19 protein-coding genes and 1 other RNA gene are annotated in these 22,699 nt (G+C 59.3%); 11 read left to right on the top strand and 9 right to left on the bottom strand.

What is annotated here, in order from left to right; genetic code table 11:
* Positions 1-41 precede the first annotated feature (41 nt).
* From dapB to grpE, 4 genes are all read right to left on the bottom strand, one after another.
* A complete protein-coding gene (gene dapB, locus V9L13_RS24685; protein ID WP_338800790.1) occupies positions 42-848 on the bottom strand; it encodes a 4-hydroxy-tetrahydrodipicolinate reductase in 807 nt (268 codons plus the stop codon).
* 9 nt (positions 849-857) lie between these two features.
* On the bottom strand, positions 858-1,982 hold the full coding sequence (dnaJ, locus tag V9L13_RS24680; protein ID WP_003221522.1) for a molecular chaperone DnaJ: 1,125 nt from the start codon (positions 1,980-1,982) through the stop codon (positions 858-860).
* A gap of 297 nt (positions 1,983-2,279) precedes the next feature.
* Positions 2,280-4,196: a molecular chaperone DnaK gene (gene dnaK / locus V9L13_RS24675; protein ID WP_003221521.1), complete on the bottom strand. Its 1,917-nt coding sequence runs from the start codon at positions 4,194-4,196 to the stop codon at positions 2,280-2,282.
* 102 nt (positions 4,197-4,298) lie between these two features.
* Positions 4,299-4,865, bottom strand: coding sequence for a nucleotide exchange factor GrpE (gene grpE, locus V9L13_RS24670; protein ID WP_007961425.1), 567 nt, complete (start codon positions 4,863-4,865; stop codon positions 4,299-4,301).
* Between the two features lie 240 nt (positions 4,866-5,105).
* Between grpE and recN the strand changes: the two genes are divergently transcribed.
* Complete coding sequence (recN, locus tag V9L13_RS24665) at positions 5,106-6,779, top strand: DNA repair protein RecN (RefSeq protein WP_338800789.1); 1,674 nt, start codon at positions 5,106-5,108, stop codon at positions 6,777-6,779.
* Positions 6,780-6,854: 75 nt separating this feature from the next.
* On the opposite strand, the gene fur is transcribed toward recN, so the two are convergent.
* Positions 6,855-7,259, bottom strand: a complete 405-nt coding sequence (gene fur, locus V9L13_RS24660) for a ferric iron uptake transcriptional regulator (protein ID WP_003221515.1) — start codon at positions 7,257-7,259, stop codon at positions 6,855-6,857.
* A 97-nt stretch (positions 7,260-7,356) separates the two neighbouring features.
* Here fur and V9L13_RS24655 point away from each other — a divergent pair, with 97 nt between their 5' ends.
* The gene (locus V9L13_RS24655; protein ID WP_003221514.1) at positions 7,357-7,884 is read left to right on the top strand and encodes an outer membrane protein assembly factor BamE; all 528 of its coding nucleotides are present in this window, start codon (positions 7,357-7,359) and stop codon (positions 7,882-7,884) included.
* Between the two features lie 61 nt (positions 7,885-7,945).
* Here V9L13_RS24655 and V9L13_RS24650 read toward each other — a convergent pair whose 3' ends face one another.
* The 3 genes from V9L13_RS24650 to V9L13_RS24640 are packed head-to-tail and all read right to left on the bottom strand — an operon-like array spanning position 7,946 to position 10,098.
* A complete protein-coding gene (locus V9L13_RS24650; protein WP_338800788.1) occupies positions 7,946-8,260 on the bottom strand; it encodes an RnfH family protein in 315 nt (104 codons plus the stop codon).
* Positions 8,253-8,687 (bottom strand): type II toxin-antitoxin system RatA family toxin, encoded by a 435-nt coding sequence (locus V9L13_RS24645; RefSeq protein ID WP_003221509.1) that lies wholly within the window; start codon positions 8,685-8,687, stop codon positions 8,253-8,255. The genes V9L13_RS24650 and V9L13_RS24645 overlap by 8 nt, the downstream gene beginning before the upstream one ends.
* 7 nt (positions 8,688-8,694) lie before the next feature.
* On the bottom strand, positions 8,695-10,098 hold the full coding sequence (locus V9L13_RS24640; protein ID WP_338800787.1) for a sodium-dependent transporter: 1,404 nt from the start codon (positions 10,096-10,098) through the stop codon (positions 8,695-8,697).
* 119 nt (positions 10,099-10,217) lie between these two features.
* Here V9L13_RS24640 and smpB point away from each other — a divergent pair, with 119 nt between their 5' ends.
* The gene (gene smpB / locus V9L13_RS24635) at positions 10,218-10,700 is read left to right on the top strand and encodes an SsrA-binding protein SmpB (protein ID WP_003221505.1); all 483 of its coding nucleotides are present in this window, start codon (positions 10,218-10,220) and stop codon (positions 10,698-10,700) included.
* A 142-nt stretch (positions 10,701-10,842) separates the two neighbouring features.
* On the opposite strand, the gene V9L13_RS24630 is transcribed toward smpB, so the two are convergent.
* Complete coding sequence (locus V9L13_RS24630; RefSeq protein ID WP_045122286.1) at positions 10,843-11,610, bottom strand: GntR family transcriptional regulator; 768 nt, start codon at positions 11,608-11,610, stop codon at positions 10,843-10,845.
* 261 nt (positions 11,611-11,871) lie between these two features.
* On the opposite strand from V9L13_RS24630, the gene V9L13_RS24625 reads away from it, so the two are divergent.
* The 8 genes from V9L13_RS24625 to V9L13_RS24590 all read left to right on the top strand — a co-directional run bounded on the left by V9L13_RS24625 (position 11,872) and on the right by V9L13_RS24590 (position 21,808).
* Positions 11,872-13,566 carry a lactate permease LctP family transporter gene (locus V9L13_RS24625; RefSeq protein ID WP_338800786.1) on the top strand — a complete coding sequence of 565 codons (1,695 nt, stop codon included), beginning with the start codon at positions 11,872-11,874 and terminating at the stop codon, positions 13,564-13,566.
* A 150-nt stretch (positions 13,567-13,716) separates the two neighbouring features.
* Positions 13,717-14,541, top strand: coding sequence for a (Fe-S)-binding protein (locus V9L13_RS24620; protein ID WP_226501744.1), 825 nt, complete (start codon positions 13,717-13,719; stop codon positions 14,539-14,541).
* Complete coding sequence (locus V9L13_RS24615) at positions 14,538-15,992, top strand: LutB/LldF family L-lactate oxidation iron-sulfur protein (RefSeq protein ID WP_338800785.1); 1,455 nt, start codon at positions 14,538-14,540, stop codon at positions 15,990-15,992. Before V9L13_RS24620 ends, V9L13_RS24615 begins: the two co-directional genes overlap by 4 nt.
* Positions 15,992-16,663 (top strand): lactate utilization protein, encoded by a 672-nt coding sequence (locus tag V9L13_RS24610; protein ID WP_338800784.1) that lies wholly within the window; start codon positions 15,992-15,994, stop codon positions 16,661-16,663. Before V9L13_RS24615 ends, V9L13_RS24610 begins: the two co-directional genes overlap by 1 nt.
* The gene (locus V9L13_RS24605) at positions 16,660-19,470 is read left to right on the top strand and encodes an FAD-binding and (Fe-S)-binding domain-containing protein (RefSeq protein WP_338800783.1); all 2,811 of its coding nucleotides are present in this window, start codon (positions 16,660-16,662) and stop codon (positions 19,468-19,470) included. The genes V9L13_RS24610 and V9L13_RS24605 overlap by 4 nt, the downstream gene beginning before the upstream one ends.
* Before the next feature lie 129 nt (positions 19,471-19,599).
* On the top strand, positions 19,600-19,878 hold the full coding sequence (locus V9L13_RS24600; protein WP_338800782.1) for a hypothetical protein: 279 nt from the start codon (positions 19,600-19,602) through the stop codon (positions 19,876-19,878).
* A 96-nt stretch (positions 19,879-19,974) separates the two neighbouring features.
* Positions 19,975-20,364, top strand: a transfer-messenger RNA (tmRNA) gene (gene ssrA, locus V9L13_RS24595).
* Between the two features lie 187 nt (positions 20,365-20,551).
* Positions 20,552-21,808 carry an integrase domain-containing protein gene (locus tag V9L13_RS24590; RefSeq protein ID WP_338800781.1) on the top strand — a complete coding sequence of 419 codons (1,257 nt, stop codon included), beginning with the start codon at positions 20,552-20,554 and terminating at the stop codon, positions 21,806-21,808.
* Positions 21,809-22,699: the final 891 nt, after the last annotated feature.

Below are 22,699 nucleotides of genomic sequence, written 5' to 3'. Positions count from 1 at the left end.
ACCAGCGCAAACCGGGCGTTTGCGCTGGGTAAAACAGTCAATCAATGCAGGTCGAGCACGTCCTGCATGTCGTATAGACCCGGCTCGCGACCATCCAGCCACAACGCCGCACGCACCGCACCCTTGGCGAATGTCATGCGGCTGGAAGCCTTGTGCGTGATCTCCAGGCGCTCGCCTTCGCAGGCGAACAGCACGGTGTGATCGCCGACCACATCACCACCACGCACGGTAGCGAAACCGATGGTTTCTCGCTCGCGCGCACCGGTATGGCCTTCACGACCATAGACCGCGACCTTCTGCAGATCACGACCCAGCGCATCGGCAATCACCTCACCCATGCGCAGGGCAGTACCCGAAGGCGCATCGATCTTGTGCCGGTGATGCGCCTCGATGATCTCGATGTCAGCATCATCGCCCAGCACCCGAGCGGTCATTTCGAGCAGCTTCAGCGACAGGTTGACCCCAACACTGAAGTTGGCCGCGAACACGATCGGAATATCCTTACCCGCCTCGGCCAGCAATTGCTTCTGCGCATCGTCGAGCCCAGTGGTGCCGATGACCATGGCCTTGCCAGCCTTGCGACAGAACGCGAGGTTTTTCAGCATGACTTCCGGCAAGGTGAAGTCGATCAGCACATCGAACTCTTCAGCCACCGATTCGAGATTGCCGGACAACGGCACACCGATGCGACCCAGCGAAGCCAGCTCACCGGCGTCCACTCCGATCAGCGTACTGCCGGGACGAACGATCGCCGCGGTCAGGCCGGTCAGCGGCGCGCGCTGTTGCACGGCCTCGACCAGAATCTTGCCCATGCGCCCGGCGGCGCCCATCACAGCTATACGTCGCATGCCAACTCCTTACAGATCGCCGAAGAAGCGCTTCACACCATCGAACCAACCGGTGGTTTTCGGCGAGTGACTGTTGTCGTCCGCCAGCGAGCTGCGGAACTCTTCGAGCAATTCGCGCTGACGACGATTCAGATTGACTGGCGTCTCGACAGCCACACGGCACATCAGGTCGCCCGCACCACCGCCACGCACTGGCGCCACGCCTTTGCCGCGCACGCGGAACTGCTTGCCGGTCTGAGTACCTTCAGGGATTTTCAGTTTGACGCGACCGTCGAGGGTCGGGATTTCCAGTTCGCCGCCGAGCGCCGCATCAACGAAGCTGATCGGCACTTCGCAGAACAGGTGTTTGCCATCGCGCTGGAAGATGTCGTGCTCGCGTACGTTGATCACCACGTACAGGTCGCCAGTCGGGCCACCTTGAGTACCCGCTTCGCCTTCGCCGGACAGACGAATGCGGTCGCCGGTATCGACGCCAGCCGGCACTTTCACCGACAGGGTCTTGTACTCTTCGACGCGACCATCGCCGTGGCAGGAATCGCACGGATCGGAAATGATCTTGCCCTGGCCATGGCAACGCGGGCAGGTCTGCTGCACCGAGAAGAAGCCCTGTTGCATGCGCACCTGACCGATGCCGCCGCAGGTCGGGCAGGTCGATGGCGACGAGCCTTTCTTCGCGCCGGAACCATCGCATGGCTTGCAATTGACCAGTGTCGGAACGCGGATATTCACGGTAGTGCCGCGCACCGCTTCTTCCAGATTCAGCTCCAGGGTGTAGCGCAGATCGCTGCCACGCTGGGCGCCGCCACGGGAACCGCCACGACCGCCACCGAAGAAGTCACTGAAGACATCGCCAAAGATGTCGGAGAAGTTCTGCCCGCCGAAACCGGCGCCACCGCCACCCATGCTTGGGTCGACACCGGCATGACCGTACTGGTCGTACGCCGCGCGCTTGCTCGAATCGGACAATACTTCGTAGGCCTCGTTGGCCTCTTTGAACAGTTCTTCCGACGCTTTGTCATCGGGATTACGGTCCGGGTGATGCTTCATCGCCAGACGACGATAGGCCTTCTTCAGGTCTGCATCGCTTGAACCACGCTCAACACCCAATACTTCGTAATAGTCACGCTTTGCCATAATTCTTTTGCACTCTTGAGGACGTCCGGCAAACCCCTCCTGAGGATGGCCAAACTCGTTGAGCCCCAATACAGGCCCGGACCCAACTCACGTCAATTCAACGATCCTGGTCTTTGCTTCGTTTGGTACTTGCAGCGCGAAAAGCAGGAGCATTCCCGGCCATACCAGCAGCAAGCGAACCTTGTCGCATGCTGTAAAAATTCGTGTATTCCAGATACGCCAACGCGGGAGCAAGCTCCCGCGCGGCGACATCCTACCAGTCACCGCCGCAAGGCAGTCAACCGGGCGACCAACAACTTACTTGTGGTCTTTGACCTCTTCGAACTCGGCATCAACGACATCGTCAGCCTTTTCAGCTTTCTCGTCGTGCGGCGCCGCGCCTTCAGCAGGCTGAGCCTGTTCGGCGTACATCTTCTGAGCAACCGGAGCCGAGACTTTCGACAGCTCTTCGATCTTCGCTTCGATGGCAGCCTTGTCGTCGCCTTTCACAGCGGCTTCCAGTGCAACCACAGCGGCTTCGATCGCGGTCTTCTCTTCAGCGCTGACCTTGTCGCCCGCTTCGGTAACCATTTTGCGAGTCGAGTGAACCAGTGCGTCACCCTTGTTACGGGATTCAGCCAGTTCAGCGAACTTGCGGTCTTCCTCGGCGTTCAGCTCGGCATCGCGAACCATCTTCTGAATTTCTTCATCCGACAGACCGGAGTTGGCCTTGATGGTGATCTTCTGCTCTTTGCCGGTCGCCTTGTCTTTCGCGCCAACGTGCAGGATGCCGTTAGCGTCGATGTCGAAGGTCACTTCGATCTGCGGCACGCCACGTGGAGCTGGCGGAATGTCGGCCAGGTCGAACTTGCCCAGCGATTTGTTCTGTGCAGCTTGCTTACGCTCACCTTGCAGGACGTGAATGGTCACGGCGCCCTGGTTGTCGTCGGCAGTCGAGAACACTTGCGATTTTTTGGTAGGAATCGTGGTGTTTTTCTCGATCAGCGCGGTCATCACGCCACCCATGGTTTCGATACCCAGGGTCAGCGGGCTGACGTCGAGCAGCAGAACGTCTTTCACGTCACCAGCCAGAACGGCGCCCTGAATCGCAGCACCCATGGCAACCGCTTCGTCCGGGTTCACGTCTTTACGTGCTTCTTTACCGAAGAAATCGGTGACCAGCTTCTGTACCAGCGGCATACGGGTCTGACCACCGACCAGAATCACGTCGTTGATCGCGCCAACGTCGATACCGGCGTCTTTCATGGCGATACGGCAAGGCTCGATGGTGCGCTGAACCAGGTCTTCAACCAGTGCTTCGAGCTTGGCACGCGAAATCTTCACGTTCAGGTGCTTAGGACCGGTAGCGTCTGCAGTGATGTACGGCAGGTTGACGTCGGTCGACTGAGCGGACGACAGCTCGATCTTGGCTTTCTCAGCGGCTTCTTTCAGGCGCTGCATCGCCAGCGGGTCACCTTTGAGGTTCATGCCGCTTTCTTTCTTGAATTCGTCAACGAGGTAGTCGATCAGACGAATGTCGAAGTCTTCACCGCCGAGGAAGGTGTCACCGTTGGTGGCCAACACTTCGAACTGGTGCTCGCCGTCAACTTCAGCGATCTCGATCACGGACACGTCGAAAGTACCGCCACCCAGGTCGTAAACGATCACGGTATGATCGCCCTTGGCCTTGTCCATACCGTAAGCCAGAGCAGCTGCGGTTGGTTCGTTGATGATACGTTTAACGTCCAGACCGGCGATGCGGCCGGCGTCTTTGGTCGCCTGACGCTGGCTGTCATTGAAGTAGGCCGGAACGGTGATCACCGCTTCGGTCACAGGCTCGCCGAGGTAGTCTTCGGCGGTCTTCTTCATCTTCTTCAGGATTTCAGCCGAGATTTGTGGCGGCGCCATTTTCTGGCCGTTCACTTCAACCCAGGCATCGCCATTGTCAGCCTTGGCGATTTTGTACGGGACCATCTTGATGTCTTTCTGTACGACTTCTTCGTCGAACTTGCGACCGATCAGACGCTTCACCGCGTACAGGGTGTTGTGCGGGTTGGTCACTGCCTGACGCTTGGCCGACTGACCAACGAGGATTTCACCATCGTTGGCGTAAGCGATGATCGACGGCGTGGTACGCGCGCCTTCGGCGTTTTCGATAACTTTGGCTACGCCGTTTTCCAGCACGGAGACGCAGGAGTTGGTAGTCCCCAGGTCGATACCGATAATTTTGCCCATGTTCACTCTCCCGAAACTTTGGATTTTGTTGCCGCAGCAGTGGTGGCTAACTGCGGTAATACTTAAACGCTTGACTTCTAAATGGGGGCCTTGCGGCTAATTTCAAGCCTTCTCGTCAATCGAAGGCGAAATTGGCGCCGGCGCCTTGCTGACCACAACCATGGCCGGACGCAACAGGCGACCATTGAGCTGGTAGCCCTTCTGGAACACCTTCAGAACGCTGTTCGGTTCGACGTCGGCGCTTTCCTGCATGGCCATCGCCTGATGGTGAACAGCGTTGAACGGTTCGCCATGCGGATCGATCGCTTCAAGCTGATAACGCTTGAGGGTGTCGTGGAACATTTTCAGGGTCAGCTCGATGCCTTCGCGCATCGGACGGATGCTTTCGTCGTCCGGGCTCGACAGCTCGAGGCCGCGCTCCAGACTGTCGACGATCGGCAGCAGGTCACCGGCGAATTTTTCCAGCGCAAACTTGTGCGCCTTCTCGACATCCTGCTCGGCACGACGGCGGACGTTCTGCAGATCGGCAGCTACGCGCAGCGACTGATCCTGCGCGGCGGCCAACTGCTCTTCGAGCACTTGTACACGGGTCGCCAGGTCGTCACCCGAAGTTTCGGGCGCCTGATTGGCTTCTGGATTTTGCGTATCTACTGTCTGTTCGTCAGCCATAGAATTCTCCTTTCAATTACGTCCGCGAGCTCTACTCGCGCTTCTGCCCCGATATATGGGGCCGCAAAATCAGGCTTCAAGGGCCTGCAATGATTAACCCTACAAAAAAGTGCTGCATTGTCATTCCCACTCGGACTAAGCATTTGATCGGATCAAGCAAATCGAGCTAAGCGAGGGCATTGTCAGCCTGAAACAAAACACTGTATAAATAACCAGACCTAAAGCCTGGGAGCGGCCTTTATGCTGGTGCACCTGTCCGTACATAACTACGCCATCGTTGAACATCTCGATCTCGAACTCGATCGCGGGATGAGCGTGATCACAGGGGAAACCGGCGCCGGCAAGTCGATCATGCTCGACGCCCTGGGCCTGACCCTGGGCGATCGCGCCGACAGTGGCGTGGTTCGCCCGGGCGCCGACAAGGCCGACATTCTGGCCACCTTCGATCTGGTCGACATTCCCGAGGCCCATGCGTGGCTGGCCGAGCGCGATCTCGAAAACGACGGCCCGTGCATCCTGCGCCGGGTGATCACCGCCGAAGGCCGTTCGCGTGGCTATATCAATGGCACGCCCTGCCCGCTCGGCGATCTCAAGGCTCTCGGCGAACTGCTGATCGATATCCACAGCCAGCACGAACACCAGTCCCTGCTGAAAACCGATACCCATCGCCGCCTGCTCGATGAATACGCCGGTGCCACCGATCTGGCCCGCCAGGTTCAACTGGCTGCGCAGCGCTGGCGCCAGACTCGCCAGGAGCTGGAGCGCCTCTCCAACTCCGGCGACGAACAACGCGCGCGCCACCAACTGCTCAGCTACCAGCTCGAAGAACTGGAAAACCTCGGCCTCGGCGAAAACGAGCTGGACCAGTTGGAGCAGGAACACAAGAACCTGACCAACGCCGAAACCCTGCTCGGCATTTGCCGACAAGTGGTCGAACAATGCAGCGAAAGCGATTCCGGCAACGTACTGAATGCACTGACCGCCAGCCTCAATCGCCTGTCGAGCGTGAACAACTCGGTGGGCGCGCTGGGCGAAGCCAGCAGCCTGCTGACCAGCGCACAGATCCAGGTCGAAGAAGCCGTGGGCGAACTCAATCGCTTCCTCGACAACTTCGATGCCGATCCGGCGCGCCTGCAATATCTGGAAGAACGCCTCGACGCGATTTACACCCTGGCCCGCAAGCACCGGATCCAGCCAACTGAAGTCGCCGAGCTGCAGCAAAAGTTGCTGGATGAGATCGAAACCCTCAACGCCAATGACGAATCCATCGAGCGTCTGGGTGAAGAGCTGGCTTCCTACGCACGCCACTATCAAGAGAAAGCCCGCGAGCTGAGCGACTTGCGTCATCAAGCCGCCGGCAGCCTCGCCAGCGCCGTGGAACAGGAAATCCAGCGCCTGGGCATGCCCGGCGGTCGCTTCACCATCGAATTGCGCGCCAACAGCAGCGACGAATTGCTGCCCAACGGCCTGGAGCAAGTCGAGCTGCTGGTCAGTGCCAACCCCGGTCAGCCGCTGAAAGCGCTGGCCAAAGTGGCCTCCGGTGGCGAGCTGTCGCGGATCAGCCTGGCGATTCAGGTGATTACCGCGCAGACCTCACGGGTACCAACCTTGGTATTCGACGAAGTGGACGTGGGGATCGGCGGGCCGACAGCGGAGATTGTCGGCCAATTGTTGCGACGTCTTGGCGATCGTGGGCAGGTGCTGACCGTGACGCACTTGCCGCAAGTGGCAGCGCAGGGTCATCAGCATTTGTTCGTGCACAAGGTACGGGGCGAGCAGGCGACTCACACCGCCGTGTCCAAACTGAGCAAGAACGACCGTATAGAAGAAGTAGCACGGATGCTGGGCGGCATCGACCTGACCAAAGAGTCTTTGGCTCACGCGAAAAAAATGGTGGTCACCGCAAAAGTTTAAGAGCAGCAGAAAGCACGAAGGCGACCCTTGGGTCGCCTTCGTTCGTTTCGCGAACCTGAAATTCGCGTGACATGCTTACTTTTTCTTGCGTACGTACAGCACCAGATTGTGATCTACCAGATCGACACCGTGCTCCTCGGCAATTGCCTTCTGGAGCTTTTCGATTTCCGGGCTGACGAATTCGACGACTTCACCGGTTTCCACGTTGACCATATGGTCGTGGTGGCCACCGTCGGCCAATTCGAATACCGCGTGGCCACCGTCGAAGTTGTGACGGACCACGAGGCCAGCGGCTTCGAACTGGGTCAGAACACGGTAAACCGTGGCCAGACCGACGTCCTCGCCCGCTTCCATCAACGCCTTGTAGACGTCCTCGGCACTCATGTGACGCTGCTCGGTAGAGTCGAGCATTTGCAGGATCTTGACCCGTGGCAGGGTCACTTTGAGGCCGGCTTTGCGTAGTTCGCTATTTTCAACCATGGTCAGCTTTCTCGCGATGCTGCTTCGCAGCTTCTCTTAATGCGGGTATGATCGGCGTTTACGTTGTCCCAGCCAAGATAGTGGAAGTCGCCCACCGATGCAAAACACCAAGCTCTTGCTAACCAGTTTCACCTTTGTGGGACTGCTCGCACTCGCCGGTTGTTCATTCCCCGGGGTTTACAAAATCGACATCCAGCAGGGCAATGTCGTCACGCAGGACATGATAGACCAGTTACGCCCGGGAATGACCCGTCGGCAAGTACGGTTTATCATGGGTAACCCTCTGCTGACCGACACGTTCCATGCCGATCGCTGGGATTATCTGTACAGCCTGCAACCTGGTGGCGGTGAACGCCAGCAGGAACGCATGAGTGTTATTTTCAACTCTAACGACCAGCTTGTCAGCCTGTCCGGTGACTTCATGCCGGGCGTGAGCCGTGACGAAGCCATTCTCGGCAAGGACAGTGGCACCAGCGTGACCGCCCCTGCTGAAAACGCCGAGAAGCCGAAGCCGGAACAACCAGCCAAACCTGGCTCCTTGCTGGATTCGATCCAGAAGGACGTGGATGGTGTTGAAACCGTTCCGGTTCCGACGCCTGAGCCGCTGGACACCTCGCCGCAGTAATGTGCGAGGCAATAAAAAACCCGGAATTTCCGGGTTTTTTATTGCCTGCGATTTGCTCGTCCTACTGATTTCGCGCCTTGGCTTCGGCAGCCTTCGCCGCCCGCAGGCGTCGTACTTCTTTCGGATCCGCCAGTAGCGGCCGGTAGATCTCGATGCGATCACCGACCTGAATCAAGCGAACCAAGGGATCAGCCACCACCTTGCCGAAGATCCCCAGCGGACAATCACTCAGATCCAGCTCAGGAAATTCATCGCCGATACCTGACTTGAGCACCGCCTCACGCACTGTCGTCCCTTCAGGGACGCTCAAAGTGCGCAGGATCTGACGATCCACGGCGGCATACACCACTTCAATCTCGATCACCGGCTCAACCATGCATCTGCTTGGCACGCTGGCAGAAAGCATCCACCAGCGTGTTGGCCGCCTGATTGAACAGCGGACCGAGTGTCGCGCGAACCAGCGGCCCGGCATAGTCGAAAGACAGGTCGAGACTGATCTTGCAGGCCTTCTCGTTCAACGCCTTGAACACCCAGACGCCATGCAACTGATTGAACGGGCCTTCTTCCAGGTTCATCTCGATCGACTGCCCCGGCACCAGCGTATTGCGCGTCACGAAGTGCTGACTGAGACCGCCCTTGGCCACACCAACGCTGGCGCGCATGTGCTCGGGCGAGCTCTCCAGCACCTCGGCGGACGAGCACCATGGCAAGAATTCCGGGTAACGCGCGACGTCGTTGACCAGGTCGTAGAGGAATTGCGCCGGGTATGGCAGCAACGCCGAACGTTGAATATGTGTCGTCATGTAAGCGTTACTTCCAGAGCTGAGCGGCAAACACTACAAGAATGCCGATAGGCGCCACGTAGCGCATCAAGAACAAGGACAGGGTAAACAGCGCCGGGTTACGAATCGACAACTCGTCACGCACCGCATCACGCCCCATCACCCAACCAGCAAACAGCACAAAACACAGGCCACCGAGCGGCAACATGATCCGCGAGGTGAAGAAATCGATCACGCCGAAGAAGTCCAGACCGCCCGCCGCACCCCATTGGTAGAGATGGAACAGCCCGCCATCGTTCACGAAAAATTTGGCTTCCTTCCAGATATTGAAGGAGAAAACCGTACCCAGACCAACGAACCAGCAGATGAAGGCCAACCAGAAAGTCACCCAGCCACGGCTGATTTTCGTGCGTTCAACCAGATAGGCAACCATCGGTTCGAGCAGGGAAATCGCCGAACTCCAGGCGGCAATTGCCACCAGGACAAAGAACACCACGCCCATCAACTGACCGAAAACCACGTTACCGAAGGCAAATGGCAGACTGACGAACATCAGGCCCGGGCCTTCGCTAGGGTTCAAACCGCCGGCAAACACAATCGGAAACAATGCCAGACCGGCCACTAGCGAAACGAAGGTGTCGAGCAGCGCGACACCGACTACGGTGCCGGACAGCGAAGCTTCCTTGGTCATGTAAGCGCCGTAGATCATGATCGAACCGACGCCCACGCTCAGGGAAAAAAATGCGTGACCCATGGCAGGCAGCAAGCCGTCGAGGACTTTTTCCGGGTGGAAATCGAACATGAAATGCACGCCGTCCATGAAATGCCCGGTGGTCATGCTGTAACCCAGCAGCACCAGCACCATCACAAACAGCAGCGGCATCATGATCCGCAGGCTGCGTTCAAGCCCGGCAACCACGCCTTTGGCGATCACCACGGCCGACAACAGCATGAAAACTGTGTGCCAAAGTGTCAGGCGCCAGGGATCGGAGATGACATTGCCGAAATAAGCGCCGACCTGCTCTGCCGTAGCGCCCTGAAAGTCCCCGCGCCCCATGTCGATGATGTAATCCAGCGACCAGCCGCCGACCACACTATAGAAAGACAGGATCAGCAGCGCCGTGATCATCCCGGCAAATGCGCCCCACGACCACTTGCCCGAGTGCCCGGCTTCCAGCGCCAGCACCTTCAGGGCATTCGCCGGACTCTGCCGCGCGCGGCGGCCGATCAGGGTCTCAGCCAGCATGACCGGGATCCCGATCAACGCGATGCACGCCAGGAACATCAGCACGAAGGCGCCGCCACCGTAGACCCCGACCATGTAGGGGAATTTCCAGATGCTGCCCAGTCCCACGGCTGAACCGGTCGCGGCGAATATGAAAACCCAGCGGCTAGCCCAACTGCCGTGGACAGAAACCTTGTCTGTCGACATTGAATATCACGCCCAAGCGTTAGAAAAAGAGGCCGCATTGTCCGGGATTCACTCAACGTGCTCAAGCACGCAGCATCACCGTAGCCGAGGACCGTTTATCTCCATATAATGCCGCCCCTATGGCTAAACAGAAGAAACACCCAACAGGGACCATCGCGCAGAACAAAAAGGCGCGACACGATTACTTCATCGAACATCGGTTCGAGGCTGGTCTGGTCCTGGCCGGCTGGGAAGTAAAAAGTCTGCGGGCAAGCAAGCTGCAACTGGTCGACAGTTACGTCCTGCTCAAGGACGGCGAAGCCTGGTTGCTCGGCAGTCACATCACACCGTTGATGACCGCCAGCACCCACGTCATTGCCGATCCGACCCGCACCCGCAAACTGCTGCTCAACAAACGCGAGCTGGAAAAACTCGCCGCTGCCGTGCAACAGAAAGGCTACGCCTGCGTGTGCCTGTCCTTCTACTGGAGCAAGCACATGGTCAAGTGCGAGATTGCTCTGGGCAAGGGCAAGAAGGAATACGACAAGCGAGACACCGAGCGCGAACGCGACGCCGGTCGTGAGTTGCAGCGCGCCGTGCGCAACAAGGGCAAGGAAGAATAATTTTTTCTGCCTGATACTGTGGCGAGGGAGCTTGCTCCCGCTGGGGCGCGTAGCGGCCCCCGCTTTCAGACAGTGGCGAGAGCCGAGGGCGCCTGCTGCGCAAGCAAGCGATAGCAAGCCCCCTTGCCACAACTGAATTGCGTCACATCCCCTTGCGCCGCTCCGCCCGAGCCATGCGCTGAACCTCCTGCCGCACCTCTTCCAGCACTTCCTGCACATACAGAATGTGCCGACTGGAAACCTCGCGCGCCTGCTCCGCACGCCCCTCGATAATCGCCAGATACAGTTCCCGATGCTGAGCGATCAGCATGTCGCGGGTTTCCGTGCGCTGCTTGTACATGCCGCCAATGTTGGTCACCACGTTGCGCTTGAGCAGATCGAACAGCCCGCGGATGGTGTGCAGCAGCACCGCGTTGTGGCTGGCTTCGGCGATCGCCAGATGAAACTTCGCATCCGCCGCCCCCTCTTCCGCCCGGCTCACTTCGTCATGTCGCGTGTAGCAATCCTGCAGCTCGTTGAACGCTGCAGTAAGGCGCTCACGATCCACATCCGTGGCGCGCAATGCGGCGTAATAGGCACACGATGCCTCCAGAGTGTGCCGAAACTCCAGCAAGTCGCGCTGCGCTTCGGGGTTGCTCTCAAGCAGCAATAGCAGGGGATCGCTGAAGGTCGAGCCAAGCGTATCCACCACATAGTTACCGCCACCCTGGCGACTGACCAGCAAGCCCTTGGCCGCCAGTTTCTGAATCGCTTCACGCAGCGACGGGCGCGATACGCCGAACTGCTCGGCCAACGTTCTCTCGGCCGGAAGCCGTTCACCGGACTTCAGCGTGCCCTCAAGGATCATCCCCTCGAGTCGCTCGACAATATCGTCAGACAAACGGCGCTGACGAATCTGATCAAACCCCATAACTCAACTCTCCACGATCCCGACCGCACGCCGGGCTCTCTATTCTGGCCGATCGGCGCCGCGCCGACACCTGTCAGTGCGCAATCGTCCGACCGGGTCAGATGCCCTCTGCACCGCTTATTCGACAAAAGTTTCAGGGCGACAAATTGACACACCGACATCAAGGCTTTTACCCTAGCCAACAGCGATTGTAAATTGGTATTACCAATTAACCAAGAACGCTGACAGTGCCTGACCAACAACAATTAGGGGCCACCCCATATGCAAACCTGGCAACAGCTCTATACCCCGCTCGGCAGTCTCGGCGTCTCCGCACTCGCGGCCGTCATCCCCATCGTTTTCTTCTTTTTGGCTCTGGCGGTGTTTCGCCTCAAAGGTCATGTGGCCGGCAGCATCACGCTGGCCCTGTCGATTGCCGTGGCAATTTTCGCCTTCCACATGCCGGTCGACATGGCCTTCGCCGCTGCTGGATACGGCTTTGCCTACGGTCTGTGGCCGATTGCCTGGATCATTGTCGCGGCAGTGTTTCTCTACAAACTGACGGTCAAGAGTGGTCAGTTCGAGGTCATTCGCAGTTCGGTACTGTCGATCACTGACGACCAGCGCCTGCAGGTATTGCTGATCGGTTTTTGCTTCGGTGCATTCCTGGAAGGTGCCGCCGGTTTCGGTGCGCCGGTAGCGATTACCGCTGCGCTGCTGGTCGGTCTCGGGTTCAACCCGCTGTACGCCGCCGGCCTGTGCCTGATTGCCAATACCGCGCCGGTAGCGTTCGGTGCCTTGGGAATTCCGATCATTGTGGCCGGCCAGGTGACCGGCATCGACGCGTTCAAGATCGGCGCCATGACGGGCCGCCAACTGCCACTGCTGTCGCTGTTCGTGCCGTTCTGGCTGGTGTTCATGATGGACGGCCTGCGCGGCGTGCGCGAAACCTGGCCCGCTGCGCTGGTTGCCGGCCTGAGCTTTGCCGTGACGCAGTACTTCACCTCGAACTTCATCGGCCCGGAACTGCCGGACATCACCTCTGCCCTGGCCAGCCTGATCGCCCTGACCTTGTTCCTCAAAGTCTGGCAACCAAAACGCACCGCCGGTGCACAGATCGCCGGCGCCACCTCGAGCACGGCGGTGACCGCCAGCGTCGGCGGTTTCGGCCAGAAGCGCACCACCGTAGATTCGCCCTACAGTCTTGGGGAAATTTTCAAGGCGTGGTCGCCGTTCCTGATCCTCACCGTACTGGTCACGATCTGGACCCTCAAACCCTTCAAAGCCATGTTCGCCGCCGGCGGATCGATGTACGCCTGGGTATTCAACTTCGCCATCCCGCACCTTGATCAACTGGTGATCAAGACCGCGCCGATCGTAGCCACCCCGACCGCGATTCCGGCGGTGTTCAAGCTCGACCCGATCTCGGCGACCGGCACCGCGATTTTCTTCTCGGCGCTGATCTCGATGCTGGTGCTGAAGATCAACTTCAAAACTGGTCTGACCACTTTGAGAGAGACCTTCTACGAACTGCGCTGGCCAATCCTGTCGATCGGCATGGTGCTGGCCTTCGCCTTCGTCACCAACTACTCGGGGATGTCTTCGACCATGGCTCTGGTATTGGCCGCAACCGGCGCAGCCTTCCCGTTCTTCTCACCGTTCCTCGGCTGGCTCGGTGTGTTTCTGACCGGTTCCGATACTTCGTCGAACGCCCTGTTCAGTTCGCTGCAAGCGACCACCGCACACCAGATCGGCGTCAATGACACCCTGCTGGTAGCCGCCAATACCAGCGGCGGCGTGACCGGCAAAATGATCTCGCCACAATCGATCGCCGTGGCCTGCGCCGCGACCGGCCTGGTGGGCAAGGAATCCGATCTGTTCCGCTTCACCCTCAAGCACAGCCTATTCTTTGCCACGATTGTCGGCCTGATCACTCTGGCCCAGGCCTACTGGTTCACCGGCATGCTGGTGCACTAAACCTATAAACAAAATGGAAATGACCGACGCCGGTTCGTGATTCCGGCGTCAGCAATTCACACCCCGGTCTGTAAGGCTGCTGAAAGCAAGGCTCTTTATATTCAGCAGTCTCAACAGACGGATAACCGGGCCCACCCGGAGACACGCCTGATGAGCGAGCTTTTTTACAACGCTGTGCCCAACGCCACCCGCGTAGCACCGCCACTGCCCGAACCTCGGCAGTACCCCAGCGAGAAACCGTCGCGGGTCTATCTGTTCGGCACGTGCGTGGTCGACCTGTTCTACCCCGAAGCCGGGATGGACGCGATCCACTTGCTGGAGCGCGAAGGCATCCGCGTCGAGTACCCGCAGGGGCAGAGCTGCTGCGGGCAACCGGCCTACACCTCGGGTTACACCGAGCAGGCGCGGACGGTCGCGCGCTCGCAACTGGCGTTGTTTGCCGGGGATTATCCGGTGGTGGTGCCGTCGGGTTCCTGCGCGGGCATGCTGCGCGAACATTACGCCGACTTGTTCAAGGACGAGCCGGAAACCTTGAAACAGGTGCAGGCCCTCGCGGCCCGCACCTATGAACTGGCCGAGTTCCTGCTGTTCGTCTGCAAGGTGCAGCTCAAGGACAGCGGCGAACCGGTCAAAGTCGCGCTGCACACCTCGTGTTCGGCACGCCGTGAAATGAACACCCACCTGCACGGCCGCGAGCTGTTGGCGCAGTTGAGCAACGTGGAACGGGTCAACCATGACCATGAAAGCGAATGCTGTGGCTTCGGTGGGACATTCAGCGTCCGTATGCCAGACATTTCCGGCGCGATGGTGGCTGACAAGACCCGAGCGTTGAAGGAATCCGGCGCGCATCAGGTCTTGAGTGCCGACTGCGGCTGCTTGATGAACATCAACGGCTCGCTGGAAAAACAGCAGGAAGCACTGCGCGGGCAACACCTGGCGAGCTTCCTCTGGCAGCGAACCGGAGGTGCGAAATGAGCACCTCGACGATTATTCCTACGGTTGCCGTAGAAGAAGACTTCCGCACCCGGGCGCACAACGCCTTGGGCGATCAGCAGCTACGGAACAACTTCCGCACTGCGATGGATTCACTGATGACCAAGCGGGCAGCGGCTTTCAGCGATGCCCACGAAAGAGAACACTTGCGCGCTCTGGGCAACTCGATCAGGGCGCGTGCGCTCTCCAAGTTGCCCGACCTGCTCGAGCAACTGGAACAGAACCTGACCCGCAACGGTGTGACAGTGCACTGGGCGGAAACGGTGGACGAGGCCAATGGCATCGTCTTATCGATCATCCGCGCTCACGAGGCGCGGCAAGTGATCAAGGGCAAATCGATGGTCAGCGAAGAGATGGAGATGAACCATTTCCTCGAGGCTCAAGGTGTTGAATGCCTGGAGTCCGACATGGGGGAATACATCGTCCAGCTCGACCACGAGAAGCCTTCACACATCATTATGCCGGCGATCCACAAGAATGCCGGTCAGGTCGCGTCCTTGTTCCACGACAAACTTGGCGTGGAGTACACCAAGGACGTTGACCAACTCATTCAGATCGGTCGCAGGGTCCTGCGGCAGAAATTCTTCGAAGCGGACATCGGCGTTTCCGGCGTCAACTTCGCCGTGGCCGAGACCGGCACCCTGCTGCTGGTGGAAAACGAAGGCAACGGGCGCATGACCACCACCGTGCCGCCGGTGCACATCGCCGTTACCGGCATCGAAAAGGTTGTGGAAAACCTGCGCGATGTGGTGCCACTGCTATCGCTGCTGACCCGCTCGGCGCTGGGCATTCCGATCACCACTTACGTCAACATGATCTCCGGCCCGCGCAAGGAACATGAACTCGACGGCCCACAGGAAGTGCACCTGGTCCTGCTCGACAACGGTCGCAGCCAGGCCTTTGCCGATAGCGAGCTGCGCCAGACCCTGAACTGCATCCGCTGCGGTGCCTGCATGAACCATTGCCCGGTCTACACCCGCGTCGGTGGTCACACTTACGGCGAGGTGTACCCGGGACCGATCGGCAAAATCATCACGCCGCACATGGTCGGTCTGGCGAAAGTCCCGGATCATCCGAGCGCTTCGTCGTTGTGCGGTGCCTGCGGTGAAGTGTGCCCGGTAAAAATTCCGATCCCCGCCCTGCTGCGGCGTCTGCGCGAAGAAAACGTCAAAGCCCCGGACAGTCCGCATCAAGTGATGCGCGGCCAGGGCAGCAAGTATTCGCGCAAGGAACGCTTCATCTGGAACGCCTGGGCGAAACTCAACAGCTCGCCGACGCTGTATCGGTTGTTCGGGTTCTTCGCCACGCGCTTGCGCGCCCTGATCCCGAGCCATATCGGCCCATGGACGCAAAACCACAGCGCACCCAAACCCGCCGCCCGCTCACTGCATGACATGGCCCGCGAACATCTGGCCAAACAGGGAGACCGCTGATGAGCGCCAAGCAAAATATCCTCGCCAAGCTACGGAAAAGTCTGACCGGCGCCACACCGATTGCCGACGACTTCGACGTCGATCTGGTGACGCAGCCTTACACCTACAGCGCCGAGCAACGTATCCCGCAACTGCGCAAACTGATGGAAGCGGTGCACACCGAGATCCATCTGACTACTGGCGCAGACTGGCCGGCGCTGCTCGCGCAATTGCTGCGTGACCGTCAGCTACCGAGCCTGCTGATCGCACCGACTACACCCCACGGGCAGCGCATCACACAACACTGGGCGAACAATCCTGATCTGCCGACGCTGAAGTCCTACAACCGGCCGATGGAAGAATGGAAAGCCGAGCTGTTCAACGACACCCCGGCCAGCCTCACCGGCACCCTCGGCGCCATCGCCGCGACCGGTAGCCTGATCCTTTGGCCAACCCGTGAAGAACCGCGACTGATAAGCCTGGTGCCGCCGGTGCATTTCGCCCTGCTCAAGGCCAGCGAAATCCGCGACAACTTCTATCAAGTGCAACAGGAATTCGAGTGGGCCCAAGGCATGCCGACCAACGCGCTGCTGGTGTCCGGCCCGTCGAAAACTGCCGACATCGAACAAGTGCTGGCCTACGGCGCCCACGGCCCGAAAGACCTTGTGGTGCTGATCCTGGAGGACCAATGACGCTTCCGGTGAATTTCCTGCGTGATGCGCAGCAACTGATACCAGCGGAACGCCGTTTCGACGATCCGCTGTCGACCTTGGCCTTCGGCACCGACGCCAGTTTTTATCGGCTGATTCCCAAACTGGTGATCCGCGTCGAGTCCGAGGACGAAGTGGTGGCGCTGTTGAAACTGGCCCAGCGCGATCAGGTCCCGGTGACCTTCCGCGCCGCTGGCACCAGTTTGTCCGGGCAGGCGATCAGCGATTCGGTGTTGATCGTGCTGGGGGATAACTGGAACGCTCGTGAGATTCGCGGCCAAGGCATGCAGATTCGCCTGCAACCCGGGGTGATCGGCGCGCAGGCCAACGCGTGGCTGGCACCGTTCGGGCGCAAGATCGGCCCGGATCCGGCATCGATCAACGCCTGCAAAATCGGCGGCATCGTCGCCAACAACGCTAGCGGCATGTGCTGCGGCACCGCGCAAAACACCTATCACACACTGGCCGGGATTCGTCTGGTTCTTGCCGACGGCACGCGCCTCGATACCGAAGACGCCGCCAGTGTCGCCGCGTTTCGCGCCAGCCACGGCGATCTACTGGAGCGCCTGGCGACATTGGGCCGCGAGACCCGCGCCAATGCCGAACTGGCGGCGAGAATTCGCCACAAATACCGTCTGAAAAATACTACCGGCCTGTCACTCAACGCCCTGGTGGATTTCGACGAGCCTGTGGATATCTTGAGCCACCTGCTGGTCGGCTCCGAAGGCACGCTCGGCTTCATCAGTGCGGTGACCTACGACACGGTGATCGACCATCCGAACAAGGCCTCGGCACTGATCGTGTTCCCGGATGTGGAAACCTGCTGCAACGCGGTCACCGTGCTGAAAAGCCAACCTGTATCAGCCGTCGAACTGCTGGATCGACGCAGCCTGCGTTCGGTGCAGGAAAAACCGGGCATGCCGGATTTCGTACAACACCTGTCGAACAATGCCTGCGCGCTGCTGATCGAATCCCGCGCCGCCTCATCCACTTTGCTGCAGGAACAGCTGGCGCAGATCATGGCTTCGCTGGCCAGTTTCCCGGTGGAAAAACAGGTCGACTTCACCGAAGACCCGACCGAGAACGCCAAGCTCTGGGCGATCCGCAAGGACACCTTCCCCGCCGTCGGCGCCGTGCGCAAAACCGGCACCACGGTAATCATCGAAGACGTGACCTTCCCGGTCGAGCAACTGGCTATCGGCGTCAATCGCCTGATCGCGCTGTTCGACAAACATGCCTACGATGAAGCGATTCTTTTCGGACACGCACTGGAAGGCAATCTGCACTTCGTCTTCACCCAAGGCTTCAACAGTCCGGAAGAAGTCGCACGCTATCAGGCGTTCATGGACGACGTGGCGCAACTGGTGGCGGTGGAGTTCGGCGGTTCGCTCAAGGCCGAACACGGCACCGGGCGCAACATGGCGCCGTTCGTTGAGCTGGAATGGGGCAGCGACGCCTACCAGTTGATGTGGCAGCTTAAACGCCTGCTCGATCCCAACGGCATCCTCAATCCGGACGTGGTGCTCAGCGAAGATCCGCAGATCCACCTCAAGCACCTCAAGCCGCTGCCGGCGGCTGACGAGATTGTTGATAAATGCATCGAGTGCGGCTTCTGCGAACCGGTCTGCCCGTCGAAAGGCCTGACCCTCAGCCCGCGTCAGCGCATCGTGATCTGGCGTGACATTCAAGCGAAGAAACGCGCCGGCGTTGACACCACCGAGCTGGAACAAGCCTACGAATACCAAGGCATTGAAACCTGCGCCGCAACAGGCTTGTGCGCGCAGCGCTGCCCCGTAGGCATCAATACCGGCGAACTGGTGAAAAAGCTCCGCGCCCGCAACGCCACGCATCAGAAAACCGCTGACTGGATCGAAGGACATTTCGCCAAGACCCTGCAAGGCGCACGTTTCACCCTGCACGTGGCCAACGGCGCACGGATGCTGCTCGGCGCACCGCGTCTGGCCAAGCTTTCGGCGACGCTGACGCGCTTGTCCAAAGGCCAGGTGCCGCTGTGGACCAATGCGATGCCGCAACCGGAAAAAGCCATTCGCTTCAGCCCGAGCGTGTCGGACGAACGGCCGCGCGTGGTCTATCTGGCCGCCTGCGTTTCACGGGTGATGGGCCCGGCAGCCGGCGACAAGGAGCAGATGTCGCTGTACGACAAGACCCGTGGCCTGCTGGAAAAGGCCGGTTACCAAGTAGTCTTCCCGGACAACCAGGACAACCTCTGCTGCGGTCAGCCGTTTGCCTCCAAGGGCTACGCCGAACAGGCCGAACACAAACGCCAGGAACTCATCAGCGCCCTCCTCCATGCCAGTCGTGGCGGGCTCGATCCGATCTACTGCGACACCAGCCCGTGCACCTTGCGCCTGGTGCAGGACGTGGGAAATGTGCGCCTGGATCTGTACGACCCGGTGCGCTTCATCCGTACGCATCTTCTCGATCGTCTGGAGTTCACCCCGCAGGAAGCACCGATTGCGGTTCACGTGACCTGCAGCACACAGCATCTGGGCGAAAGCCAGGCGTTGATCGATCTCGCGCGCAAATGCAGCAAGACCGTAGTGATCCCGGAAGGCATTCATTGTTGCGGGTTTGCCGGCGACAAGGGCTTCACCACACCGGAGCTGAACAGCCATTCGCTGCGCACCCTCAAGGACGCGGTGCAGCACTGCAGCGAGGGGATCTCCACCAGTCGCACCTGCGAGATCGGCCTGACGCAGCACGGCGGCATCGACTATCACGGACTGGTCTATCTGGTGGATCGGGTGACCCGCGCCAAGGCCTGCTGAAGAAAAATAGAACCCTTGCGCGCGACCGTAGTCCACAGAACAGACCCCGAAAATCGGGGCTTTTCTTCCACTCGGTTGCCCGTCCTGACGGCCAGCGAAGTCTGGAACCCTCAGTTCAAGGAGATACACATGAAACGTTCTGTACTGTTAGGTCTGTTCGTTACTGCCTCGATGCTGGCCTCCACCTCGTTCGCCGCCGACAAGCCTGCCGACCTGTGCGATGCCAATATCCAGACCATCGACAATGCCAAAGGGCAGTTGTCTTCGAATCCAGAACTGACTCAGCGCGCTGAAACCAGTGTTGCCAAAGCCAAGGCGCTCAAGGCCCAAGGCAAAATCGACGACTGCATTGCGGAAACCTCGCAAACCATCGTGGAACTGCGTAAATCCAGCGGCACCAACAACTGATTCACGCCCCGGCCAACCTTCGGGTTGGCCTCGGGGGCCGTTTGGCGTACACTGCGCAAGCTTGTTGCCTCACCTGATGTACGAGGCAATGAGTTCGGGGCCGATTAGGATTCGACGCCGGTGACGAAACTTTAGGTGCATGCCGACTTGGTAACAGAAGTCGTAAATCCACTGTTGCAACTTCTTATAGTTGCCAATGACGACCAATACGGTGCTGCTCTCGCTGCTTAATTGCAGCTGACATGCACTCCTGGTGCCTTCGGGCCCAGCAATCATCAGGGGATGTCTGTAAACCCGAAATGATTGTCATATAGAACAGAATCGCCGTGCAGTACGTTGTGGACGAAGCGGCTAAAACTTACACAACTCGCCCAAAGCACCCTGCCCGTCGGGTCGCTGAGGGTTAACTTAATAGACACGGCTACGCATGTAGTACCGACAGCGGAGCACTGGCGGACGGGGGTTCAAATCCCCCCGGCTCCACCAAATGATCAAAAAAAGACGTCCACGGGCGTCTTTTTTTGTGCCTGCGATCCAGTAAACACGCGGCCTCCAGCGCTTTTGCGGTCTTTTGAGAGTTTTTGAGTTCCAACCGTTCGGGTATTCCAGGCGGTATTCCACCTCACCCGGTGCTAATCTTTGGAATACCGAATCAGTGCCTGAGGAGAATCTCATGCCTGCCCAGAACCTCCGTCTCTCCGATCGACAGCTCAAGGGAGTCAAACCCGCGTCCAAGGATTACGTCCTCACTGACGGCGACGGTTTGCAGCTCCGCGTACGCAGCAACGGCTCGTTGCTGTGGAATTTCAACTACCGCGAACCAGTGACCAAAAAGCGCATCAACATCGGCTTCGGGACCTACCCCGAACTGTCACTGGCGAACGCACGAAAGAAAGCAGTCGAAGCCCGCGAGCTGCTCGCCCAAGGCATCGATCCAAAGGTGCAGCGCAATACGTTGAATGAAGCCAAGCGCGCAGAAACTGAACATACCTTCGAGAACGTGGCCACCGCCTGGTTCGAGCTCAAGAAAGACTCGGTGACCCCGGCCTACGCCGAGGATATTTGGCGGTCGCTCACGCTGCATGTGTTTCCCGATATGAAGACGACACCACTGACGAAAATCACCGCGCCGATGGTGATCGGATTGCTTCGTCCAATCGAGGCGAAAGGCAGCTTGGAGACGGTGAAGCGTCTAAGCCAGCGGCTAAACGAGATCATGACCTACGGCGTAAACTCCGGCCTGATCTTCGCCAACCCGCTCGGCGGCATCAGGGCAGTATTCAAGAAGCCTAAGAAAGAGAACATGGCTGCGCTGCCACCCGAAGAGCTCCCCGAGCTCATGCTGGAGATCGCGAACGCCAGCATCAAACGCACCACCCGCTGCCTGATCGAATGGCAGTTACACACGATGACTCGCCCCGCCGAGGCAGCGACTACTCGCTGGGCTGACATCGACTTTGAAAGGCGTGTTTGGACTATCCCTGCGGAGCGGATGAAGAAGCGCCGCCCACACAGTATTCCGTTGAGTGATCACGCGGTCGCACTGCTGGAGTCACTGAAGACTCACAGCGGCCATCGCGAGTACGTCTTCCCGGCTGACAGAAATCCACGCACCCACGCCAATAGCCAAACGGCCAACATGGCATTGAAACGCATGGGCTTCCAGGATCGCTTGGTCAGCCACGGCATGCGCTCGATGGCCAGCACCATCTTGAATGAACATGGGTGGGACCCCGAACTCATTGAGGTCGCACTGGCGCATGTCGACAAGGATGAGGTGCGCAGCGCTTACAACCGGGCCGATTACATCGAGCGCCGGCGCCCGATGATGGCTTGGTGGAGTGAGTACATCCAGAAAGCCGCCACCGGCAGCCTGCTCGCCTCAGCGTACGGCCAAGTCAGAGACAAGAACGTGGTGCCGATCCGCTAGCTCTGTACCGCGCAAGAACGGCAGCAGCAACAACTGAACGTTCAAGATTCGGGGCAAGCAGCCTCGCTTATCCGCTTCTCAGCACGGGTCCTTCCAAACAGGGCTGCAAAGCCGCCCTGTTTGGAAGGACCTCACTTTGAAGAGCTAAAAGCGACTACGTTGTCCAGGATTTACCATGGAATTCCAGCGGTGGATAACCGCTCTTAAAGTCCAAAATGGCGCTGAATTTCGTACCTTGACCGCGTTTATCCACAGGCGTAGAACTGGGCGTGCAAGCGCTGTCGATGACAGCAACCCAGGTGGCCCGAGCCTTGAAGGTCACGCCGCTGTCGCGGTGGTTCTCCCCCCAAATGGCGATTCGCATCCGGCAGCTCGCCCGGTCACCTCCCCGGTGATGGATGCCCCCCTTCAGATCATGGCCGTCGTGCGCCAGACAACACCTCCTACTTCGCTGCCCTGCAGCAACCTATCCGCTTGGCCGAATCTTGCGCCAACCTGTGCCCGTCTCTTTCTCCTGGAAAGAGACGGGCGCTTCTAACACTGCTGCAGCCCTCATCGCACTTGGCTTTGCGGCAACTCCCCTCGTGACAATCGGCGTGACAAACGCCGATGTCACCAGCAACAGCGCTGTAGATGATGGTGCCGCAGACCACGGAATGGACTGCACCTGACTGACAGTCAGGCATGCCCCGATCATCGCATTGCTGCGTTCACCCGGCTCAGGATCTCCAGGCGCTGGTCTCGTCAGCCAATGCAGCCTCCACCCGCCCACCGGTAACGGTGCTCAGGAGGACAGATCATGAGATGCCCTTGCTCCCGGTCGTAAGGAGCCGCCAGTCCCGCGAAGAGGACATTCCCCACAGGTCGCAGGGGCCTTGATCCCTGATAACA

Origin of the sequence: Pseudomonas sp. RSB 5.4 (genome assembly GCF_037126175.1) — a bacterium.
GTDB classification, from domain to species: Bacteria; Pseudomonadota; Gammaproteobacteria; order Pseudomonadales; family Pseudomonadaceae; genus Aquipseudomonas; species Aquipseudomonas fluorescens_H.
The sequence above is the reverse complement of the archived record's forward strand: the minus strand, read 5'-3'. Positions and strand labels throughout refer to the sequence as shown.